The sequence below is a fragment of the Rhizobium rosettiformans W3 genome (assembly GCF_004912135.1).
Taxonomy (GTDB): Bacteria; Pseudomonadota; Alphaproteobacteria; order Rhizobiales; family Rhizobiaceae; genus Allorhizobium; species Allorhizobium rosettiformans.
The window spans coordinates 28,149-43,544 of sequence record NZ_STGU01000010.1 but is presented as its reverse complement, the minus strand read 5'-3'; the positions used below and the strand labels follow the sequence as shown (position 1 = coordinate 43,544).

Sequence of the window (15,396 nt, the reverse complement as noted above, 5' to 3'; positions counted from 1 at the left end):
GGTTGCAGCGGGAACTGTTTGCCCTTGGTGGCGTTCATCTCATGCCTGTTCCTCTTCAGTGATGAGCCGGAGGATTTGAAGTCGATATGGGGGTATCGCCGACAGATCCAGCCGGGGAGCCGGCGGGTGCGACGAGACCGCGCTCGGCCGATCATAACTGCGTGGGGAAGAGCAAGCGGCGACGACGGAGAATTGCCATGCCTGAACGAGACTACGACTGGATTGCTAGACGAGCCTATTCGCTCTGGGAGGAAGAGGGGCGCCCTGACGGCCGCGACGAGGCCCATTGGCAGACTGCCCTCAACGACTGGGAAACCCTGCACGCATCCGCGTCCGAAACAACGGCAAAAGCCGGCCGACGCATTGCCGATGCGCAGGCATCTGTCCAGGAAGAAGGTCTTGTTATCACGGAAGAGCCGGTGCGCCCGGTTCGCAAGGCGGCAAGGAGCCGGAAAGGGTGACCAAGGTGGCAGGAGTTGATCTTTCTCTGGCGCTGAGCCGTGCACAGTTCATCCAGCGGGTGCGGGAAGCCTATTACCGGGACGAGGAAGAGCTTCGTCCCCGTCGCCATTATCCCACGCGCGTGCCGCTGCACGTGCTTGCCGTCACCTCCGAAATTTATCCGCTGATTAAGACCGGCGGCCTCGCCGATGTGACCGGTGCCCTTCCCAAGGCCTTGTCCACCTACGGCATCGAAACCCATACGCTCGTTCCCGGATACCCGTCCATCCTCGCCTTGGCGCGCCTTCATCCGCCGCTGATGGAGTTCGACGATCTCCTGGGAGAAAAGGCGACGCTGCGTCATCTCGAAATCGATGGCCTCAGCCTCTTCGTCCTCGACGCGCCGGCACTCTACGAGCGCCCGGGCGGCCCTTATGTCGATGAGCATGGCGTGGATCATCCCGATAACTGGAAGCGCTTTGCCGTGCTGTCGCTCGCGGGTGCCGAGATCGCCGCCGGGGCCCTGCCCGGCTGGAAACCCGATCTCGTCCATACGCATGACTGGCAGTCGGCGCTGACCTCCGTTTATCTGCGCCAGATGGGTTCGGCAGTTCCCGTGGTCCTGACCATTCATAACCTTGCCTTCCAGGGGCAGTATTCGGCTTCGCTACTGCCGCAGATTGGTCTGCCGCCGGAGGTCTATTCCATCGACCAGATGGAGTATTTCGGTGACATCAGCTACCTGAAGGGTGGCCTCGTCACGGCAGACCACATCACCGTCGTCAGCCCGACCTATGCCCGCGAGATCCTGTCTCCCACCTTCGGCATGGGTCTGGACGGTGTCTTGAACGCGCGGATGGATCGTCTCCAGGGCATCGTCAACGGGATCGACAAGGAGATCTGGAACCCGGCGACCGATCCCTATCTGCCCTTCCGCTACGACATGAAGACACTTCGCACCAAGAAGAACAACAAGGCTCTGCTGCTCGAGCGTTTCAACCTCGAAGCCGGCGATGGCCCGCTCTTCTCGGCGGTCACCCGCATCACCTGGCAGAAGGGCATGGACATGCTGGCCGAGGTTGCGGATGAGATCTTCCACTGGGGTGGACGCCTGATCGTTCACGGTCAGGGCGATCATGACATCGAGGATGCGCTCAAGGCCACGGCCGCGCGTTTCCCGGGCAAGATGGCGGTGTCCATCGGTTATAGCGAGCCGACGGCCCATCTCATCCACGGCGGCTCCGACGGGATCATCCAGCCGTCGCGCTTCGAGCCCTGCGGGCTGACTCAGCTCTACGCCTTGCGGTACGGCTGCGTTCCCGTGGTCTCGCGGACGGGTGGTCTCTCGGAAACGATCATCGATGCCAATGATGCTGCGATTTCGGCACGGGCTGCCACGGGCTTCCAGTTCCATCCCGTGCGCCCGGAGGGCCTGCGTCATGCGCTGCGCCGCGCGGCCGAGGCCTATGGCGACAAGCGCAAATGGGCGCGACTGCAATTGCAGGCCATGCGCGCTGACTATTCGTGGGATCGCAGTGCGGAGAGCTATGCAGAGGTCTATGGCCGCCTGACGGAAGCAAACATCCAGCTGCGCCATTAAGGCGATGAGGATTGCATGAAGAAGGGCCCGGATCAGATCCGGGCCCTTTACCTTTGTAGCATTGTTAAGGGGTCGTCTGCCCGCTCGGGCGGCTTTGGCCTGCCCCGCCCGTACCGGTCTGTGGGGTCGGGTCACTGTCGGTTTCCATGGCGGGCAGAGTGCCGGTTGTGGTCCGCTCCTCGCTCGTCGTGCCGCTCCTATTGTTGCTCGAGTCGCCACAGGCGGCGAGCAAACCCACCGTGGCAAACACGGCGGCGATCTTGATCAGTTTCATCTCCAGTCCTCTCTGTGCTGGTCGGCTTCCGCGTGGAAGCGCTCGCGGACGGCGATCGTCCGTTCCAGGGCTGCAATATCCTCACTGGTGGCGGGCACAGGATCATCGGCGATCGCCTCCAGGACCGCGGGATCGATCGTACCGGAGCGGATCGCCATCCGAAGGGTCTCGCGGGTCTGCCTTTCCGCCTCCAGCTGGGCGAAGAGCGCGATGATCAGGCGATCACGCGGATCGGGAAAACGACGCCAGCGCGGCGGACGTACCTCGGACATAATCCACTCCCTTTGACAGAAGAAATTGCTCTCAGAGGAAACATTTGGAGCCGCGCAATGTTCCTCTCCCATAGGGTTTGTCCGCAGAGGAGAGGGTTCAATGGACGGCGATTTGAAGACACTTGAGGCACGGCTGAATGCCCATCGGGAGATCCTGATCTCAATCCTGACGGAGATCCTCACTTCGCCCAATCAAGCCCCTGAACTGCTGCGCAACCTCGAGCAGGAAGTGCTGCTTCGGGACGGGTCGGAAGATCCGGGTGCTGAGCCTTCGGCCGGTGTGGGACGCGGTCACGAAAAGGGTGAAGCCATCCGCGAAATTCTGGAGACGGCGAAAGCCCGTGCGTCTGCCCTTCAACGCTCTTCGACCGACCTCGGCGAACCCAATGGTTTCACGCAAGCGACGAACGAGAGGAGATAATCATGCTCAGGAAGATGCTTTCTCAATTCTTCAACAGGATCCGGCGACGTCGGGCGCCAAGTACGGGCCTGCCGGAAAATCCGCAGGTTGCCTTGCCGCTGCGAGCAGACCTGCCGCTCCGTGAGCGGTCGCGGTCCCCGGTCGCTGTTCCCGCACAGATCAACGGAGCACGGATGGGGTCAGGGAAGTTCTGACCCTCCCGCTTATTGGTCGGAGGATTGGTCGCGAATATCGAAATTGGAGTCCCAGTCCTTCGGCGGATCCTTCTTGCCGGGCGGCCACTTGTTGACGGTGGCATCCTCCGAGCCGGTCACAACGGTCGGCTTGGCACTGGCGACACCGTCGCTGTCACCGCCCGCCTGCGTTCCTGCGAACTGACCCTGGGCGTCCTTGTGAACGCGTTTGACGTCTTTATCCTGATGATCGGACGACATGTTCTTTTCTCCGGTTTCCGGAGGATCAACCCTAGACCACCGTCAAAGGTTCCGAGCCCTATTCATCCGTGCCGGCAACGAAAGCTGACAGCGGAGCATTGAGCGTCCAGCGAAGGCCCGCTTCTTCGAAATCGACAGAAACCTTGCCCACGAATGCGCTCGCGGCATGTCGCTCGATGACCGTGGAGCCGAAGCCGCGGCGGGTCGGTGGCGTCACCGGCGGACCGTGCTCTTCGATCCATCTCAGCCGCAGCTGGCGATCCTCGTCTTCTTCGGAAGGCTCGAGGATTTCCCATTCGATGCGAAGGCGCCCTTCGAGCACGGACAAGGCACCGTATTTGACCGAATTGGTGGCAAGCTCGTGGAAGACGAGCCCGAGATTCTGGACCGCATTGGCGTTGACCAGCAGTTCCGGCCCCTGCCGTGTGACACGATCGATCGAACCGACCACCGTCGTCAGCTGGAGGTCCACAAGTGACGCCAGGGGAATGCCGCCCCATTGCTGCTTGGCGAGTGCCTCAATCGACTGCGCCAGACCCGCCAGACGCCCGCTCACTGCGCGCTGGAATTCTTCGACGTCATCGGTTCCGCGCGCCAGCTGCCGCATCATTGCCTGCACGAGGGAGAGGATGTTCTTCGTTCGATGGACGAGTTCCTGGAGAATGAAATGGATGCGCTCCTCGGCTTCCGCACGATCGAAGGAGGCATTGGATAGCGCGATGGCGACCTGATTTGCCTCGACGATCTTGGTCCGCTCTGGCGAGACGATTTCACCACGGCCGATGCGTTCGGCCATGTTGGCGATTTTCCGGATGGCGGACCGCAATTGATGGGCCGCAATGGAAGCCAGGCCGAGGACGATCGTCAGGAAGATCAGGCTGCCGATCAACAGGCTCTTCCACAGCGTGACGAAGGAGTTGTTGAGATTGTCGGCCGGTCCCCAGACGATGGCGCGCCAGGGCCAGTCAGCCACCTTGGCATATCCCAGAAGGTGTTGCCGGCCATCCCGATAGAAGACGGCGCTGCCGTTCATCCCGAACATGAGTTCCGGCCAGTTTGCCTCCACCTGCGTTCCGGGCGGCCTGACGTCTGCACCATTGGAAACGACGATGCTGCCTTCCCCATCGACGAGGGCAGCCGTCCAGCCGAGCGGGAGCGTATCGCGGAAGGTGAGATTGCGAAGGCTTTCCGCGTCCTGCGTTAGCACCACGGCCTCGGTGCCGGCTGGCCCGGGCTCTTTGAGTGGCATCGTCAGATTGACGACCCAACGCTGGCTGGTTGCGCCCAGGAAAACGCCTGAGAGTTCTACCTTACCCGATTCCAAGGCCGAGGAGACGGATTGGGGATTGGCCATGGGCCGGAGAGGCGCCCCCCATGGCATACGGGTGTTCAAAATCTGGATGCCATCGCCGCGCGCCAAGAGGACATAGAGTGAACTGTCCTTCAGGCTTTCGCCGACCCGGGTATGAAAGGCCTGCAGATCGCCTTGCTGCAGCTCAACGGAATTGGCGACGAGGGCCAGCGTTGTTTCCAGGTCGGAGAGCTTGCGCTCGACCGCGCGGCTGATGGCCTGCGCATTTTGGGCCACATCGGTGCGCAGGGTCTGGAACTGCGACCTCTCGAGTTCCAGGAGGAGGAAAGCGACGAAGGCAAGCAATGGCAGCGTGGCAAGCGCTGCCATCGTGACCAGATAAGATCCGATTGTCGCCGTCGGGAAGAACCCCAGAAGTGTTTTCGAGATCCGGCTCAAGGAGCAGCCCTCCCCGGGGATACCCCGGATCTCCCGCGTGTCTTGGCGAACCAATTTCTATCAAGCGCGTTAGGAAGATGAGACCGAAGAAGGAGAGTGCGATGATCTTCAAGCCGCAACTGTTCCACGGCGAGGCGCCGACCGTCGCCGAAGAGAACCCGACAGAGGCAACGCTCGAGCAGCGTGTGGCCGACGCCTTGGCTTCGACGCAGGGCACGGGCGCCGAAGGCTTGCGGGTGGTGGCGAGCGGGGGTGAGATCTTCCTCTTCGGCACAGTGAGCACGCGCGATGAGATGGACCGTGCTGTGGAAGCCGCGTTGACGGTGGCCGGTGTCGAGAAAGTTACGGTGCGCATGGAAACCGACGAAGCGCCGTGAGCGAGACAGTCCGCCATACACGCTTCGCTTGACGCGCGGCATGGCGCGATCGGAGACCACACGTCTCCGCCTCACGCCGCTGCAGCCCGCCTCACCCCTGATTGCCTTCACCGAAGTTCCGATGCCACTTGCAAAGCGGCGTGCTCACGCACGACCGCTCATTCCCGTCATGCCGTCCGATCCCCAGGACTGATTGATGCCGCCGATTTCAAGCATGCGACCTTTCAGATCCTGCTGACGCAGAACGGTCGTCTTGCGCTTGGCGGCCTGGCTTTCCGAATAGCCGCGTGCGGCTTCGACCGCGAGCCTGTAGCTCGGGTAAACCGGCGACTGGCCTTCTTCGGACAGAAAGCACCAACCGCTCGCCTGAGGGATGATGTCACAATAAACTTGAGTCATGCCGCACTCCTCCTGATTGCCGACAAACGAACAAGATGATGAAGGGTTCCGCGACCTCTGACGTTTTTTTACCAAGTTTGCGAAATCAACCGCAGGCGATGATCAGCGAGCGCGGAGCAAAGCGTGAGAGATCCCGGATATCGGCCTCTGCCTCACCGGGCATGACATGAATGGTTTGCCCGTGGACCGGCGGCAAAGTGGCTTCGTCATCGCTGAAATTGCACCGCAATTGCCAGCGGCGCTCTCCCAGCTGCCAGTCGATCGCGAGCAACCCTTCCTCCGCAGTCAGGACATGCCCCACGCCGCCTCCGATATCGCGCAGCAGAGGCATGAGATGCTCGTGGCGCTTTCGCAGGAGATCGCGGAACTCGGCTTTCACCTTCGAGCCCTCCTCCGTTTCCGCCTCCTGCCAATCGAGTTTGGAAACTGAGAAGGTTGCGACATCGGTCGGATCCCGGATCTCGTCCAGCATCAGATCCGCCGAGCCGAAAGCTTCGCCCTGACGCAACCGGTCTTCGGGTGTGTTCTGATCAAAATCTGCGGGATAATCTGCGAAGAAGAAGAAGCGTCCCTTCGACTGGAACTCGTCTCCCATGAAGACCATCGGAATCTGTGGCGACAACAGCAGCATGCCCATCAGCCGTGCAGCAAGATCAGGCTCAATGTTGCTCCAGAGGCGGTCGCCGCGTCCTCGATTGCCAATCTGATCGTGGTTCTGCAGGAAGTTTATGAAGGTGACCGGTGGCAGATGACCGCTTGGTTCACCCACCAGCTCCTCCCCCTTTTCCGCGATCTTTTCCCCTTGGAGAGCAAAACCGGTGGCGAGTGTCTTGCCTATTCTCGGCCAAAAGTCCTTGGCGAAGACCTTGAAATGGCCGCCGTGCTCACCCGTTGCCCAGGCATGGATCAGGTGGTGGTAGCCGTCGTTCCAGACTGCGTCATAGAGCCGAACCGAATTGTCTTCGGCGCGCTCATGAAGTGCGGTAATGCAGCGGCCATCCTCGACCACGAGGTGCACATGTCGCCCGGGCAGCGCGTCGCGGATGCGCAGCGCCATTTCTTCCATGATGTGAACATCGCTGGTCTGATCTTCGATCCGATCGACCGCATCGAAACGCAGGCCGTCCAGGGCGAATTCCTCCAGCCAGTAAAGAGCGTTTTCGATGACGAAATCCCGCATGGGTTTGCGGGTCACGTCGGGCCGCGGCCCCCAGGGCGTGCCTTCGTCCATGAAGAGATCAGGCGCGTAGGCCTCAAGGTAGTTTCCGTCGAGGCCGAGGTGATTGTAGACCACATCGAGCATGACCATCAGGCCAAGGCCATGGGCCGTGTCGATGAAGGCCTTCATATCGGCGGGCTCGCCATAGGCCGGATGCGGCGTGTAGAGCAGCACGCCATCATAACCCCAACCGCGACGGCCACCAAAAGCCGCAACGGGCATCAGCTGGATCGTCGTGATCCCCAAGTCTTTCAGGCCAGAAAGCCTTTCGGCCGCGGCGGCGAACGTGCCTTCCTCCGTGAAGGTGCCGACATGGATCTCGTAGATTACGGCTTCCGACCAGGGACGACCTTTCCAGCCGCTGGCCTTCCAGGAATATGCCGTGGGATCAACCACAAGGGACGCGCCATGGACATCGCTTTCCAGCGCACGGCCTGCCGGATCCGGGATCTGTCGGCCGTCCGGCAGCACGAAGCGGTAGGGCGTGCCGGGAGGGACATTGGTGGCCAGCAGCTCGAACCAGCCGTCCCCGGTTGTCGACATGGGAACCTGTTCGTCGGCAAGACGAAGGCTTAGAGCTTCGACACCCGATACGTAGATGCGGAAGCGGACCTCGCCGGCGGCGGTGTATTCCGCACCCCAGCTTTTCGGGAATACGCGGTATTCCGGCGCAGCGTCCAAGTTCTCAGCATCAAGCCCTGCAATCCGCTCGTCCATCTGTTCGCCTTCTCGCTTGAAACTCCGAAGCGAACGAACCCTGAGGCGTGCCGAAAGTTCCGCGCTGGCAAGGCATGATGATTGAGCGAGCGGATACTCTTGTTTTCAGGAACAAAGCCGGTCCGGGCGAATTGCTCTTGCATATGCCGACCTCGACCGCATTTTGCGGCAGGCGGCCAAGAGGGAGATGATCATGCCCATCAACAATCCATCATCGCCATATGAAGATCAGCCGCCGATGCCGGCCCCAACCTGGGTTCCGGACGTTCCTGTCGAAGAGCCGGAACCGGATGTGCTGCCGGACGAGTTGCCGAACCCCAATCCGGACGAGACCCGCGATCCGCCGGTCGTGGAGCCCGGCGCACCGATGTAAGCCGAACCGGGTCGCCTGCTTCAGCGAAGGCCGGCGACCCTTTCCCAGCCCTTCTTGCCTGCGACCCAGTTCTGCCAATCGGAGATCGAACCGTAAAAGACGTTGAGGTCGATCTTGCCATTCACGCCCTGAGACAGGCCGGATCCGGAATACTGCCAGAAGACCCATTTGCGATCCGGATAGATCTTGGACGGATGCGCCGCAACGGAACGCAGCCAGAAGGGATAATCCCGGAAGTGGCCGCGCAGGTTGTCCTTGTAGAAGTCGGGCGCCGTGTAGATGACCGGGCGCTTGCCGTAGTGTTGCTCGAGCCGGTCCATGAAGACCTGCATCTTTTCGCGCGCCTTTTCCGGAGACAGCTTGAAGCGGCAGCTGGACTCACCGTTGTATTCGACATCGATCACCGGCGGCAGGGCGTCGGGATCACGCGGCACGTTCCGGATGAACCAATCTGCCTGCTGCGAGGCAACGCGGCACCAGTAGAAGAAATGATAGGCGCCGCGCTTCACGCCGGCTTCCTTGGCCCGTTTCCAATTGGTGTGGAACATGGGATCCAGGTGATCGCCGCCATCGGTCGCCTTGATATAGGCGAAGTTGGCACCCTGCTTGCGCAGTGTCGTCCAGTCGATGTCGCCCTGCCAGCGCGAGACGTCGACGCCGTGAACGGCATGATGCTTCGGCTTCACCTTGCCGAAGTTGATCGGCTTGGCATCCCGGAAGCGCTGATCATAAACCCGGTGACGACCAGTCGAGCGCCCTGCAGGTTGTTCCGGAGCCGCAAGCGGAGAGGTCGGCGGGACAAGCATGGCGACCGGTCGCTGGTCCGGTACCGGCATTCCGGCCGTCATCGTTGCGGACTCGAAATGTGACTGGCTCGGCGTATCTCCCGCCCATGCCAGGGGCTCCGGAGCCCCGCCCCCGCTCAATGGTGCCGCGGCGATCGAGCCTGTCTGTTCATCGACCGCGACAGCCGGTGTCGGGGCTGCTGCCGTCTCGGTCGGCTGTGGCTTTGGCGCGGAGGAGGAGGAGAGCCTGAGGGCTTCAATAGGGTTTGTGCGCGCACTGCAGCCGGTGATTACAAGGCAGCCGACGAGGAGCGAGGAGAGGACCTGGGAACGCATGGCACACGGACTCGAACTGTAAGCCGGGCGCAAACGAAGGCGGACGCCCGGAGCTTCTGGGAATTGCTAACAAAGCTTTACCGGGAAAAGGTGAATCCAATCTTTACGGGATGCGACTGCAGCGCGGCTTGTGAAACCGTTCACGCATATGTGCGCCGGCGCCAGAAGTCCCGGGCGCGAAGCAGGACGTATCTATTCATAAGCAATCGCCGGAGAGACTTCAGGGAGGCAAACATGCTGCCGAGACGATCCTTTCTTCTCACATCCCTCTTTGCCATGTCAGGTGGAATGCCCCTGATGGCGGACGAGGACCCGTGGGCGGCTCTGCGGTCCGGCCAGGCCTTTGTGCTGCTTCGCCACGCCATTGCCCCGGGGACGGGTGACCCACCGGGGATGCGGATCGGTGACTGCAGCACACAACGAAACCTGTCGGAGGAAGGGCGAGCGCAGGCGTCACGGATCGGCGCTCTCTTCCGCGACAATGGGATCCGGGCGGCATCGGTGCATTCTAGCCGATTGTGCCGCTGCCTCGACACCGCCGGGCTGCTGGAGCTCGGGCCGGTGACGGAGCAACCACTGCTCAATTCCTTCTTCGGGAAGCCGGAAGACGGACGCGGCCAGACCGAGGCCCTACGGCAATGGCTCAGCACCCGCGGATCAGGATTGCCGCTCGTGCTCGTGACGCATCAGGTCAACGTGACCGGGCTTACGTCCATTGTCCCGCGTAGCGGGGAACTGGTCTTTGCCAAACTGGATGAGGCCGGTGCGGTCGCCGTGATCGGCCGGCAGTCCGCCGAGGCATGACGGGGAAAAGGGTGCGGCGAGAAAGAGATCGCCCGTGATGAAAGGCTTTGAACAAGCTTAGGTGCGGCGGCAATCCTGACATGCCTCGGCGGACGCGCCGGCAGGGTCCGGCTGGCCCATAATTCTTCAGAAAAATCAGATCTTGGAGTCTAAAATCTGCATTGATCGCAGATGATCTCGTTCTCTTGCTTCTCCGCTCTGCCGCGAGCGGTCGAAGCTCTGTGGTCACATCCGCTTCCCGTCCGACACTTGCGCCTGACGCGCCGCACAATAGGATGGGGAACAGTTTTAAGCGCAGAGGGCATTTGATGGACGAACCGCACGACACCAGCCAGCTTGAAATGGTGGTGCTGATGACACCCGACATGGCCAACTTCTCCGGCAAGGTGCACGGTGGCGCGCTGCTCAATCTGCTCGATCGCGTGGCCTATTCCTGTGCGTCGCGCTATTCGCAGCAATATGCGGTGACCCTTTCGGTCGATCAGGTGGTGTTTCGCCAGCCGATCCATGTCGGGGAACTCGTCACCTTCCGCGCCTCGATCAACCATGCAGGCCGGACCTCGATGGAGGTCGGCATCCGGGTCGAGGCGGAGACCATCCGCACGGGCGAGCGCCGGCATACCAATTCCTGCTACTTCACCATGGTCGCCGTGGATGCCGAGGGGAGACCGACAGCCGTCCCTCCCTATGTGCCGCAGAACGAGATCCGCAAGCGCCGCCAACGCGCGGCCGAAACCCGGCGGGCGCTGCGTCTGGAATTCGAGGCCCGCTTCAAGGAGGCGAGCCAGACTGCCGAGGAAGCGCTCGCCGGGACCTGAGTCTCCACCCACCTGCCTTGACTTTGATCGAGCCTTGGCCAAGTCCGGGGTCACGATCATTTTCAGTGGAGGCGGATACCATGAACAAGCTCTTCGATCTGACAGGGCGCCGGGCGCTGATAACGGGTTCCTCGCAGGGCATCGGGCTTGCACTCGCCGCCGGCCTGCAGCAGGCGGGTGCCGAGGTCGTGCTCAACGGGCGCAGTGTCGAGAAGCTTGAAAGCGCGGCCCGCTCACTGGGAGCCGGCGCGCGCATGCTTGCCTTCGATGTAACGGATCATGCGGCGGTTAAGGAGGCGGTCAACCGGTTCGAGGGCGAGATCGGGCCGATCGATATCCTCATCAACAATGCCGGCATGCAGCATCGCGCACCGCTTGAGGACTTTCCGGCGGAGGCCTTCGAGCGGCTGATGGCGGCCAATGTGTCCAGTGTCTTCAATGTGGGTCAGGCCGTTGCCCGACACATGATCGGCCGTGGACGCGGCAAGATCATCAACATCGCGAGCGTGCAGACAGCACTCGCCCGACCCACGATTGCGCCCTACACGGCGACCAAGGGGGCTGTCGGGAACCTGACCAAGGGCATGGCGACGGACTGGGCGCGGCACGGGCTTCAATGCAACGCAATCGCGCCAGGCTATTTTGAAACGCCCCTCAACGCCGCTCTCGTCGCCGATCCGGAGTTTACCGCCTGGCTCTCCAAACGGACACCGGCCGGACGCTGGGGCAAAGTCGAGGAACTGGTCGGCGCCTCGATCTTCCTCGCCTCCGACGCCTCATCTTTCGTCAACGGGCATATCCTCTATGTCGACGGTGGGATTACCGCATCGCTTTAGCGGTCAGGCGCTGACAGCTTGATAGGCCCGGCGAAAATAAACGAGCGCTTCCTCCCGATCACCGGCGAGAACATCAACGACCCGGCACATCAGGATAAAATGCGTGCCCACCTCGACCGTTTCGATGATCTGGCAATCGAAGGATACGAGCGCATCTTCCAAGAGCGGCGCGCCGGTCTGGCCGCGGATCCAGCGCGCAGCGGCAAAGCGGTCTTCCATCGGCGTCTTCCCGCCGAAGAGCGAGGATACGGCCTCATGGCCCGGGGCCAGCGCGTTCACCGAGACGACCTTGTTTTCCATGACCGCAGGGGCGGCTGAACTGGTTCTGTTGAGGCAGACCAACAGTGTCGGCGGGTCATCGGTGACGCTGGTGACGGCGGTGGCTGTGAAACCCGATCTGCCACCGGGACCATCGGTTGCAATCAGGTTCACGGCGGCTGCAAGCGAGGCCATCCCATTGCGGAAGATGTCGCGCGTGACCGGTGGCAGCGGCATCTTGGAACTGGACTGGGCGAGATGAAGCTGTGTCATGACGGTTCCTTCTCGTTGTTTCGGCTCAAGAGTGCTGCCAACGCAGCGCTCGCTTCAGAATTCACGCAAGTTGTCTCGGAGGAGTTCATGAGAATAGGCGGTCCGTGCCAGCCCGCGCTTTTGCAGCGCCGGTACCAGTCCGTCGGCAACTTCTGTCAGGTAGCGGCGAGACACGCGCAGGACCGGCGTGGTGACCAGGAAGCCGTCACCGCCGACCTCCTCCATTACCTCCCCCATGCGCTCGGCGACCTGATCCGGTGTGCCGATCAGTTCTACCGATGAGACGAGGCCGCCACCGCCGGAAACGACCAGTTCGCGCAGCGTCTTCCCGCTTCCCCACTGCTGGAACTTGTCGAGCGAACCGGACTCCCCGTTGGTTACCAGCTTTTCCGGCAGCGGCTTGTCGAGATCGAACTTCGAGAAATCGATCTCGGTGATCGCAGAGATCGACGCGAGCGTATCGGTGATGAAATAATCCGAGGAGACGAGGCGCTTGTATTTCTCCTGTGCCTCGAATTCGGTTTCGCCGAGTGTCGGCGTGATGCAAAAAAGAACCTTAATCTCGTCGGGATCTCGGCCGGCCTTGTCTGCCCGGGCGCGGATATCATCTCGAAACGCCTTCATCTCGGCGACACCGGAAGCGACAGAAATGATGGAGTCGGCAAAGCGGGCGGCAAAGTCGCGGCCGCGCGGCGAAGCGCCTGCCTGGACGTAGATGGGTCGGTGCTGCGGCGACGGCACCGTGTTGAGCGGTCCCCGCACCTGGTAATGCTTGCCCACGTGATCGATGGTGCGCACCTTGGTGGGGTCCACATAGATCCCCTTCTCGCGGTCAAGGACCACGGCATCCTTGTCCCAGCTGTCGAAGAGCTTGTTGACGACCTCCATATACTCTTCCGCCATCTCGTAGCGCGTTTCGCGCAATGGCAGCTTCTCCATGTTGAAGTTCTTGGCTGCCAGGTCTTCGGCACTGGTAACGATGTTCCAACCGAACCGGCCCCGGGTCAGGCTGTCGATGGTCGAGCAGAGGCGGGCAAGTAGGAAGGGCGGGTAGGCCATCGTCGACATGGTGGCGACGACACCGAGCCTGGAAGTCGCCATCCCCATGGCCGTGGCGAGCGGCGCCGGATCGTGCTTGGGCACCATCATCGCGTTCTTCAGCGCGAAATCGCGCGAGCCGCCATAGGTCTGCGGCACCATCAGCTTGTCCTCGATCATGATGTAATCGAAGCAGGCGCGTTCAAGGGTTTGGGCCATCTCGATGTAGAAGCGCCCGTCCCAGGGATAACCACCCTGGCCGAAGGGTGCGCGCCACTCATCAGGCGTGAAATTCATGAACCAGGCGAGGTGCATTTTTTTGGCCATGGGGCTCTCCTTATCTATCGGGCAGTCTGCAGTGGGATGACCTTGGAACGACCGAGTTCGAAACGGGCGGACTCACGCACGATCCGCGGCTTTGCCTCGAAGTCCGATATGATGCCGGCGCCATATCGTTGCGGTGCCTGGGGATCGCGCCGCAGCTTGTCGATGGCAATGACACGGGTCCCGAGTTCGAAAGCTTCGCCCATGTCGTGCGTGACCATGACGATCGTCATCTGTCGCTCGGACCAGAGCTCACGGATCAGGACATGCATGCTCTTTCGGGTCACGGGATCGAGAGCGCCGAAGGGTTCATCCAGCAGCAGCACCTTGGGCTGCATGATCAGCGCCTGCGCAATCGCCAATCGCTGCTGCATGCCGCCGGAGAGTTGCTGGGGGTATTTGTCGACCGCATCTTTCAGGCCGACACGCTCAAGCAGCGCATGGGTCCGGTCGATCAACGCCTTGCGGCGCGAGCCGTAGAGTTTTCCCAAGAATGCGGAGCCGCGCCATTCGGGGCCCATCATGACATTGCCGAGGACCGTCTTATGCGGGAAGACCGAGTAGCGCTGGAAGACAACTCCGCGGTCATCGGTCGGCTCGCCGGCAATCGGTTGGCCATCGAGAAGGATCTGGCCCCGTGTCGGCACTTCCTGGCTCAGAAGCAGACGAAGAAGCGTGGTCTTTCCCACACCGCTCGGTCCGACGATGGAGAGAAACTCGTGGTCTTTCAGCGTCAAGCTGACATTTTCGAGGATGATGGCGTCGCCATATTCCTTCCAGACCTTGTCGAAGACAATCTCGACCATCTCACGCTTCCTTCAGCACGGACCAGGGGTAAAGCCTGGCGGACAGCCAGCGGAGCAGCAGGTCGATGACGAAGGCAAGCAAAGTGATCCAGATGACGTAGGGCAGGATGATGTCCATCGCGAGGTAGCGACGGACGAGGAAGATGCGGTAGCCGAGGCCGCCTTCGGCGGTGATCGCCTCGGCGGCAATCACGAAGAGCCAAGTGGCCCCGAGCGACAGGCGCACCGCATTGATCAAGCCGGGCATGACCTGTGGCAGGACGACATGGATCAGCATGTGCCAGGTCGAGCCGCCAAGCGTTTGCGCCTTGATGATCTGCTCACGCGGGATTGCATCTACCCGCAGCACAACATCGCGCATCAAGAAGGGGGCAACGCCGAAGACGATCAGCACGATCTTCGAGACTTCACCGAGCCCGAAGAGGATGAAGAGGATCGGGAGCACGGCGAGCGGAGGCACGAGCGAGATTGCTGCAAGCACCGGATCGAAGGCCGCGCGAAGCTGCGGGATGAAGCCAATCGGGGTTCCCAGCACCAAGCCCATGAGCGCCGACAGCCCGAGTCCAACGAAGAGACGCCAGAGGCTGAGATAGGTATCCCACCAGAAGAGCAGCGCGCCACTCGCACGATCCTGCTCGAACATCATGCGCTGCATCGCCGCGACGAAGGAGGCGACACCCGGCATCAGCTTGTCGGTGGGATTGACCGAGAGGCGTGCCTCTGATGCCACGAGATATGCGACCGCGATCAAAATGAAGGGCAGGATGCCGAGGAAAAGGCGCTGGCCTCTGGACGGGGGGTAGTTGATGATCCGTTTCATTGGCTGCCCCCTTCCGCTTCG

General features: G+C 61.6%; 19 protein-coding genes. 8 read left to right on the top strand and 11 right to left on the bottom strand.

Going from position 1 to position 15,396, the window contains the following annotated elements; translation table 11 throughout:
- Window positions 1-197: 197 nt before the first annotated feature.
- Window positions 198-461 (top strand): DUF2934 domain-containing protein, encoded by a 264-nt coding sequence (locus FAA86_RS17160; RefSeq protein WP_136542395.1) that lies wholly within the window; start codon window positions 198-200, stop codon window positions 459-461.
- Between the two features lie 128 nt (window positions 462-589).
- On the top strand, window positions 590-2,041 hold the full coding sequence (gene glgA / locus FAA86_RS17155) for a glycogen synthase GlgA (RefSeq protein WP_167495025.1): 1,452 nt from the start codon (window positions 590-592) through the stop codon (window positions 2,039-2,041).
- Window positions 2,042-2,105: 64 nt separating this feature from the next.
- Here the strand turns inward: glgA and FAA86_RS17150 are convergent, their stop codons facing one another.
- The gene (locus FAA86_RS17150) at window positions 2,106-2,315 is read right to left on the bottom strand and encodes a hypothetical protein (RefSeq protein ID WP_136542393.1); all 210 of its coding nucleotides are present in this window, start codon (window positions 2,313-2,315) and stop codon (window positions 2,106-2,108) included.
- Window positions 2,312-2,587, bottom strand: coding sequence for a hypothetical protein (locus FAA86_RS17145; protein WP_113459922.1), 276 nt, complete (start codon window positions 2,585-2,587; stop codon window positions 2,312-2,314). Before FAA86_RS17145 ends, FAA86_RS17150 begins: the two co-directional genes overlap by 4 nt.
- Window positions 2,588-2,687: 100 nt before the next feature.
- Here FAA86_RS17145 and FAA86_RS17140 point away from each other — a divergent pair, with 100 nt between their 5' ends.
- On the top strand, window positions 2,688-3,008 hold the full coding sequence (locus FAA86_RS17140; RefSeq protein ID WP_136542392.1) for a hypothetical protein: 321 nt from the start codon (window positions 2,688-2,690) through the stop codon (window positions 3,006-3,008).
- Window positions 3,009-3,211: 203 nt separating this feature from the next.
- Here the strand turns inward: FAA86_RS17140 and FAA86_RS17135 are convergent, their stop codons facing one another.
- Together FAA86_RS17135 and FAA86_RS17130 are read right to left on the bottom strand one after the other, a co-directional pair.
- Window positions 3,212-3,442, bottom strand: a complete 231-nt coding sequence (locus FAA86_RS17135; protein ID WP_136542391.1) for a hypothetical protein — start codon at window positions 3,440-3,442, stop codon at window positions 3,212-3,214.
- 58 nt (window positions 3,443-3,500) lie between these two features.
- Window positions 3,501-5,192, bottom strand: coding sequence for a sensor histidine kinase (locus FAA86_RS17130; protein ID WP_136542390.1), 1,692 nt, complete (start codon window positions 5,190-5,192; stop codon window positions 3,501-3,503).
- Between the two features lie 101 nt (window positions 5,193-5,293).
- On the opposite strand from FAA86_RS17130, the gene FAA86_RS17125 reads away from it, so the two are divergent.
- The gene (locus FAA86_RS17125) at window positions 5,294-5,569 is read left to right on the top strand and encodes a BON domain-containing protein (RefSeq protein WP_246035121.1); all 276 of its coding nucleotides are present in this window, start codon (window positions 5,294-5,296) and stop codon (window positions 5,567-5,569) included.
- A 144-nt stretch (window positions 5,570-5,713) separates the two neighbouring features.
- On the opposite strand, the gene FAA86_RS17120 is transcribed toward FAA86_RS17125, so the two are convergent.
- Window positions 5,714-5,968, bottom strand: a complete 255-nt coding sequence (locus FAA86_RS17120; protein WP_113459927.1) for a hypothetical protein — start codon at window positions 5,966-5,968, stop codon at window positions 5,714-5,716.
- 85 nt (window positions 5,969-6,053) lie between these two features.
- Complete coding sequence (treZ, locus tag FAA86_RS17115; RefSeq protein ID WP_136542388.1) at window positions 6,054-7,904, bottom strand: malto-oligosyltrehalose trehalohydrolase; 1,851 nt, start codon at window positions 7,902-7,904, stop codon at window positions 6,054-6,056.
- A gap of 193 nt (window positions 7,905-8,097) precedes the next feature.
- Here treZ and FAA86_RS17110 point away from each other — a divergent pair, with 193 nt between their 5' ends.
- Window positions 8,098-8,277, top strand: coding sequence for a hypothetical protein (locus FAA86_RS17110; RefSeq protein WP_136542387.1), 180 nt, complete (start codon window positions 8,098-8,100; stop codon window positions 8,275-8,277).
- Window positions 8,278-8,297: 20 nt separating this feature from the next.
- Here FAA86_RS17110 and FAA86_RS17105 read toward each other — a convergent pair whose 3' ends face one another.
- A complete protein-coding gene (locus FAA86_RS17105) occupies window positions 8,298-9,398 on the bottom strand; it encodes a glycoside hydrolase family 25 protein (RefSeq protein WP_136542386.1) in 1,101 nt (366 codons plus the stop codon).
- A 234-nt stretch (window positions 9,399-9,632) separates the two neighbouring features.
- Between FAA86_RS17105 and FAA86_RS17100 the strand changes: the two genes are divergently transcribed.
- From FAA86_RS17100 to FAA86_RS17090, 3 genes are all read left to right on the top strand, one after another.
- Window positions 9,633-10,202 (top strand): histidine phosphatase family protein, encoded by a 570-nt coding sequence (locus FAA86_RS17100; RefSeq protein ID WP_136542385.1) that lies wholly within the window; start codon window positions 9,633-9,635, stop codon window positions 10,200-10,202.
- Window positions 10,203-10,510: 308 nt separating this feature from the next.
- Window positions 10,511-11,020: an acyl-CoA thioesterase gene (locus FAA86_RS17095; protein ID WP_136542384.1), complete on the top strand. Its 510-nt coding sequence runs from the start codon at window positions 10,511-10,513 to the stop codon at window positions 11,018-11,020.
- 80 nt (window positions 11,021-11,100) lie between these two features.
- On the top strand, window positions 11,101-11,856 hold the full coding sequence (locus FAA86_RS17090) for an SDR family oxidoreductase (RefSeq protein ID WP_136542383.1): 756 nt from the start codon (window positions 11,101-11,103) through the stop codon (window positions 11,854-11,856).
- 3 nt (window positions 11,857-11,859) lie between these two features.
- On the opposite strand, the gene FAA86_RS17085 is transcribed toward FAA86_RS17090, so the two are convergent.
- The 4 genes from FAA86_RS17085 to FAA86_RS17070 form a co-directional block, all read right to left on the bottom strand.
- Window positions 11,860-12,351, bottom strand: a complete 492-nt coding sequence (locus FAA86_RS17085) for a flavin reductase (protein ID WP_374725504.1) — start codon at window positions 12,349-12,351, stop codon at window positions 11,860-11,862.
- Between the two features lie 90 nt (window positions 12,352-12,441).
- The gene (locus tag FAA86_RS17080) at window positions 12,442-13,752 is read right to left on the bottom strand and encodes an NtaA/DmoA family FMN-dependent monooxygenase (RefSeq protein WP_136542382.1); all 1,311 of its coding nucleotides are present in this window, start codon (window positions 13,750-13,752) and stop codon (window positions 12,442-12,444) included.
- Between the two features lie 14 nt (window positions 13,753-13,766).
- Window positions 13,767-14,555, bottom strand: a complete 789-nt coding sequence (locus FAA86_RS17075) for an ABC transporter ATP-binding protein (RefSeq protein WP_136542381.1) — start codon at window positions 14,553-14,555, stop codon at window positions 13,767-13,769.
- A gap of 1 nt (window position 14,556) precedes the next feature.
- Entirely contained in the window at window positions 14,557-15,375 is an 819-nt protein-coding gene (locus tag FAA86_RS17070; RefSeq protein WP_136542380.1) for an ABC transporter permease, read from the bottom strand.
- Between the last annotated feature and the right edge of the window lie 21 nt (window positions 15,376-15,396).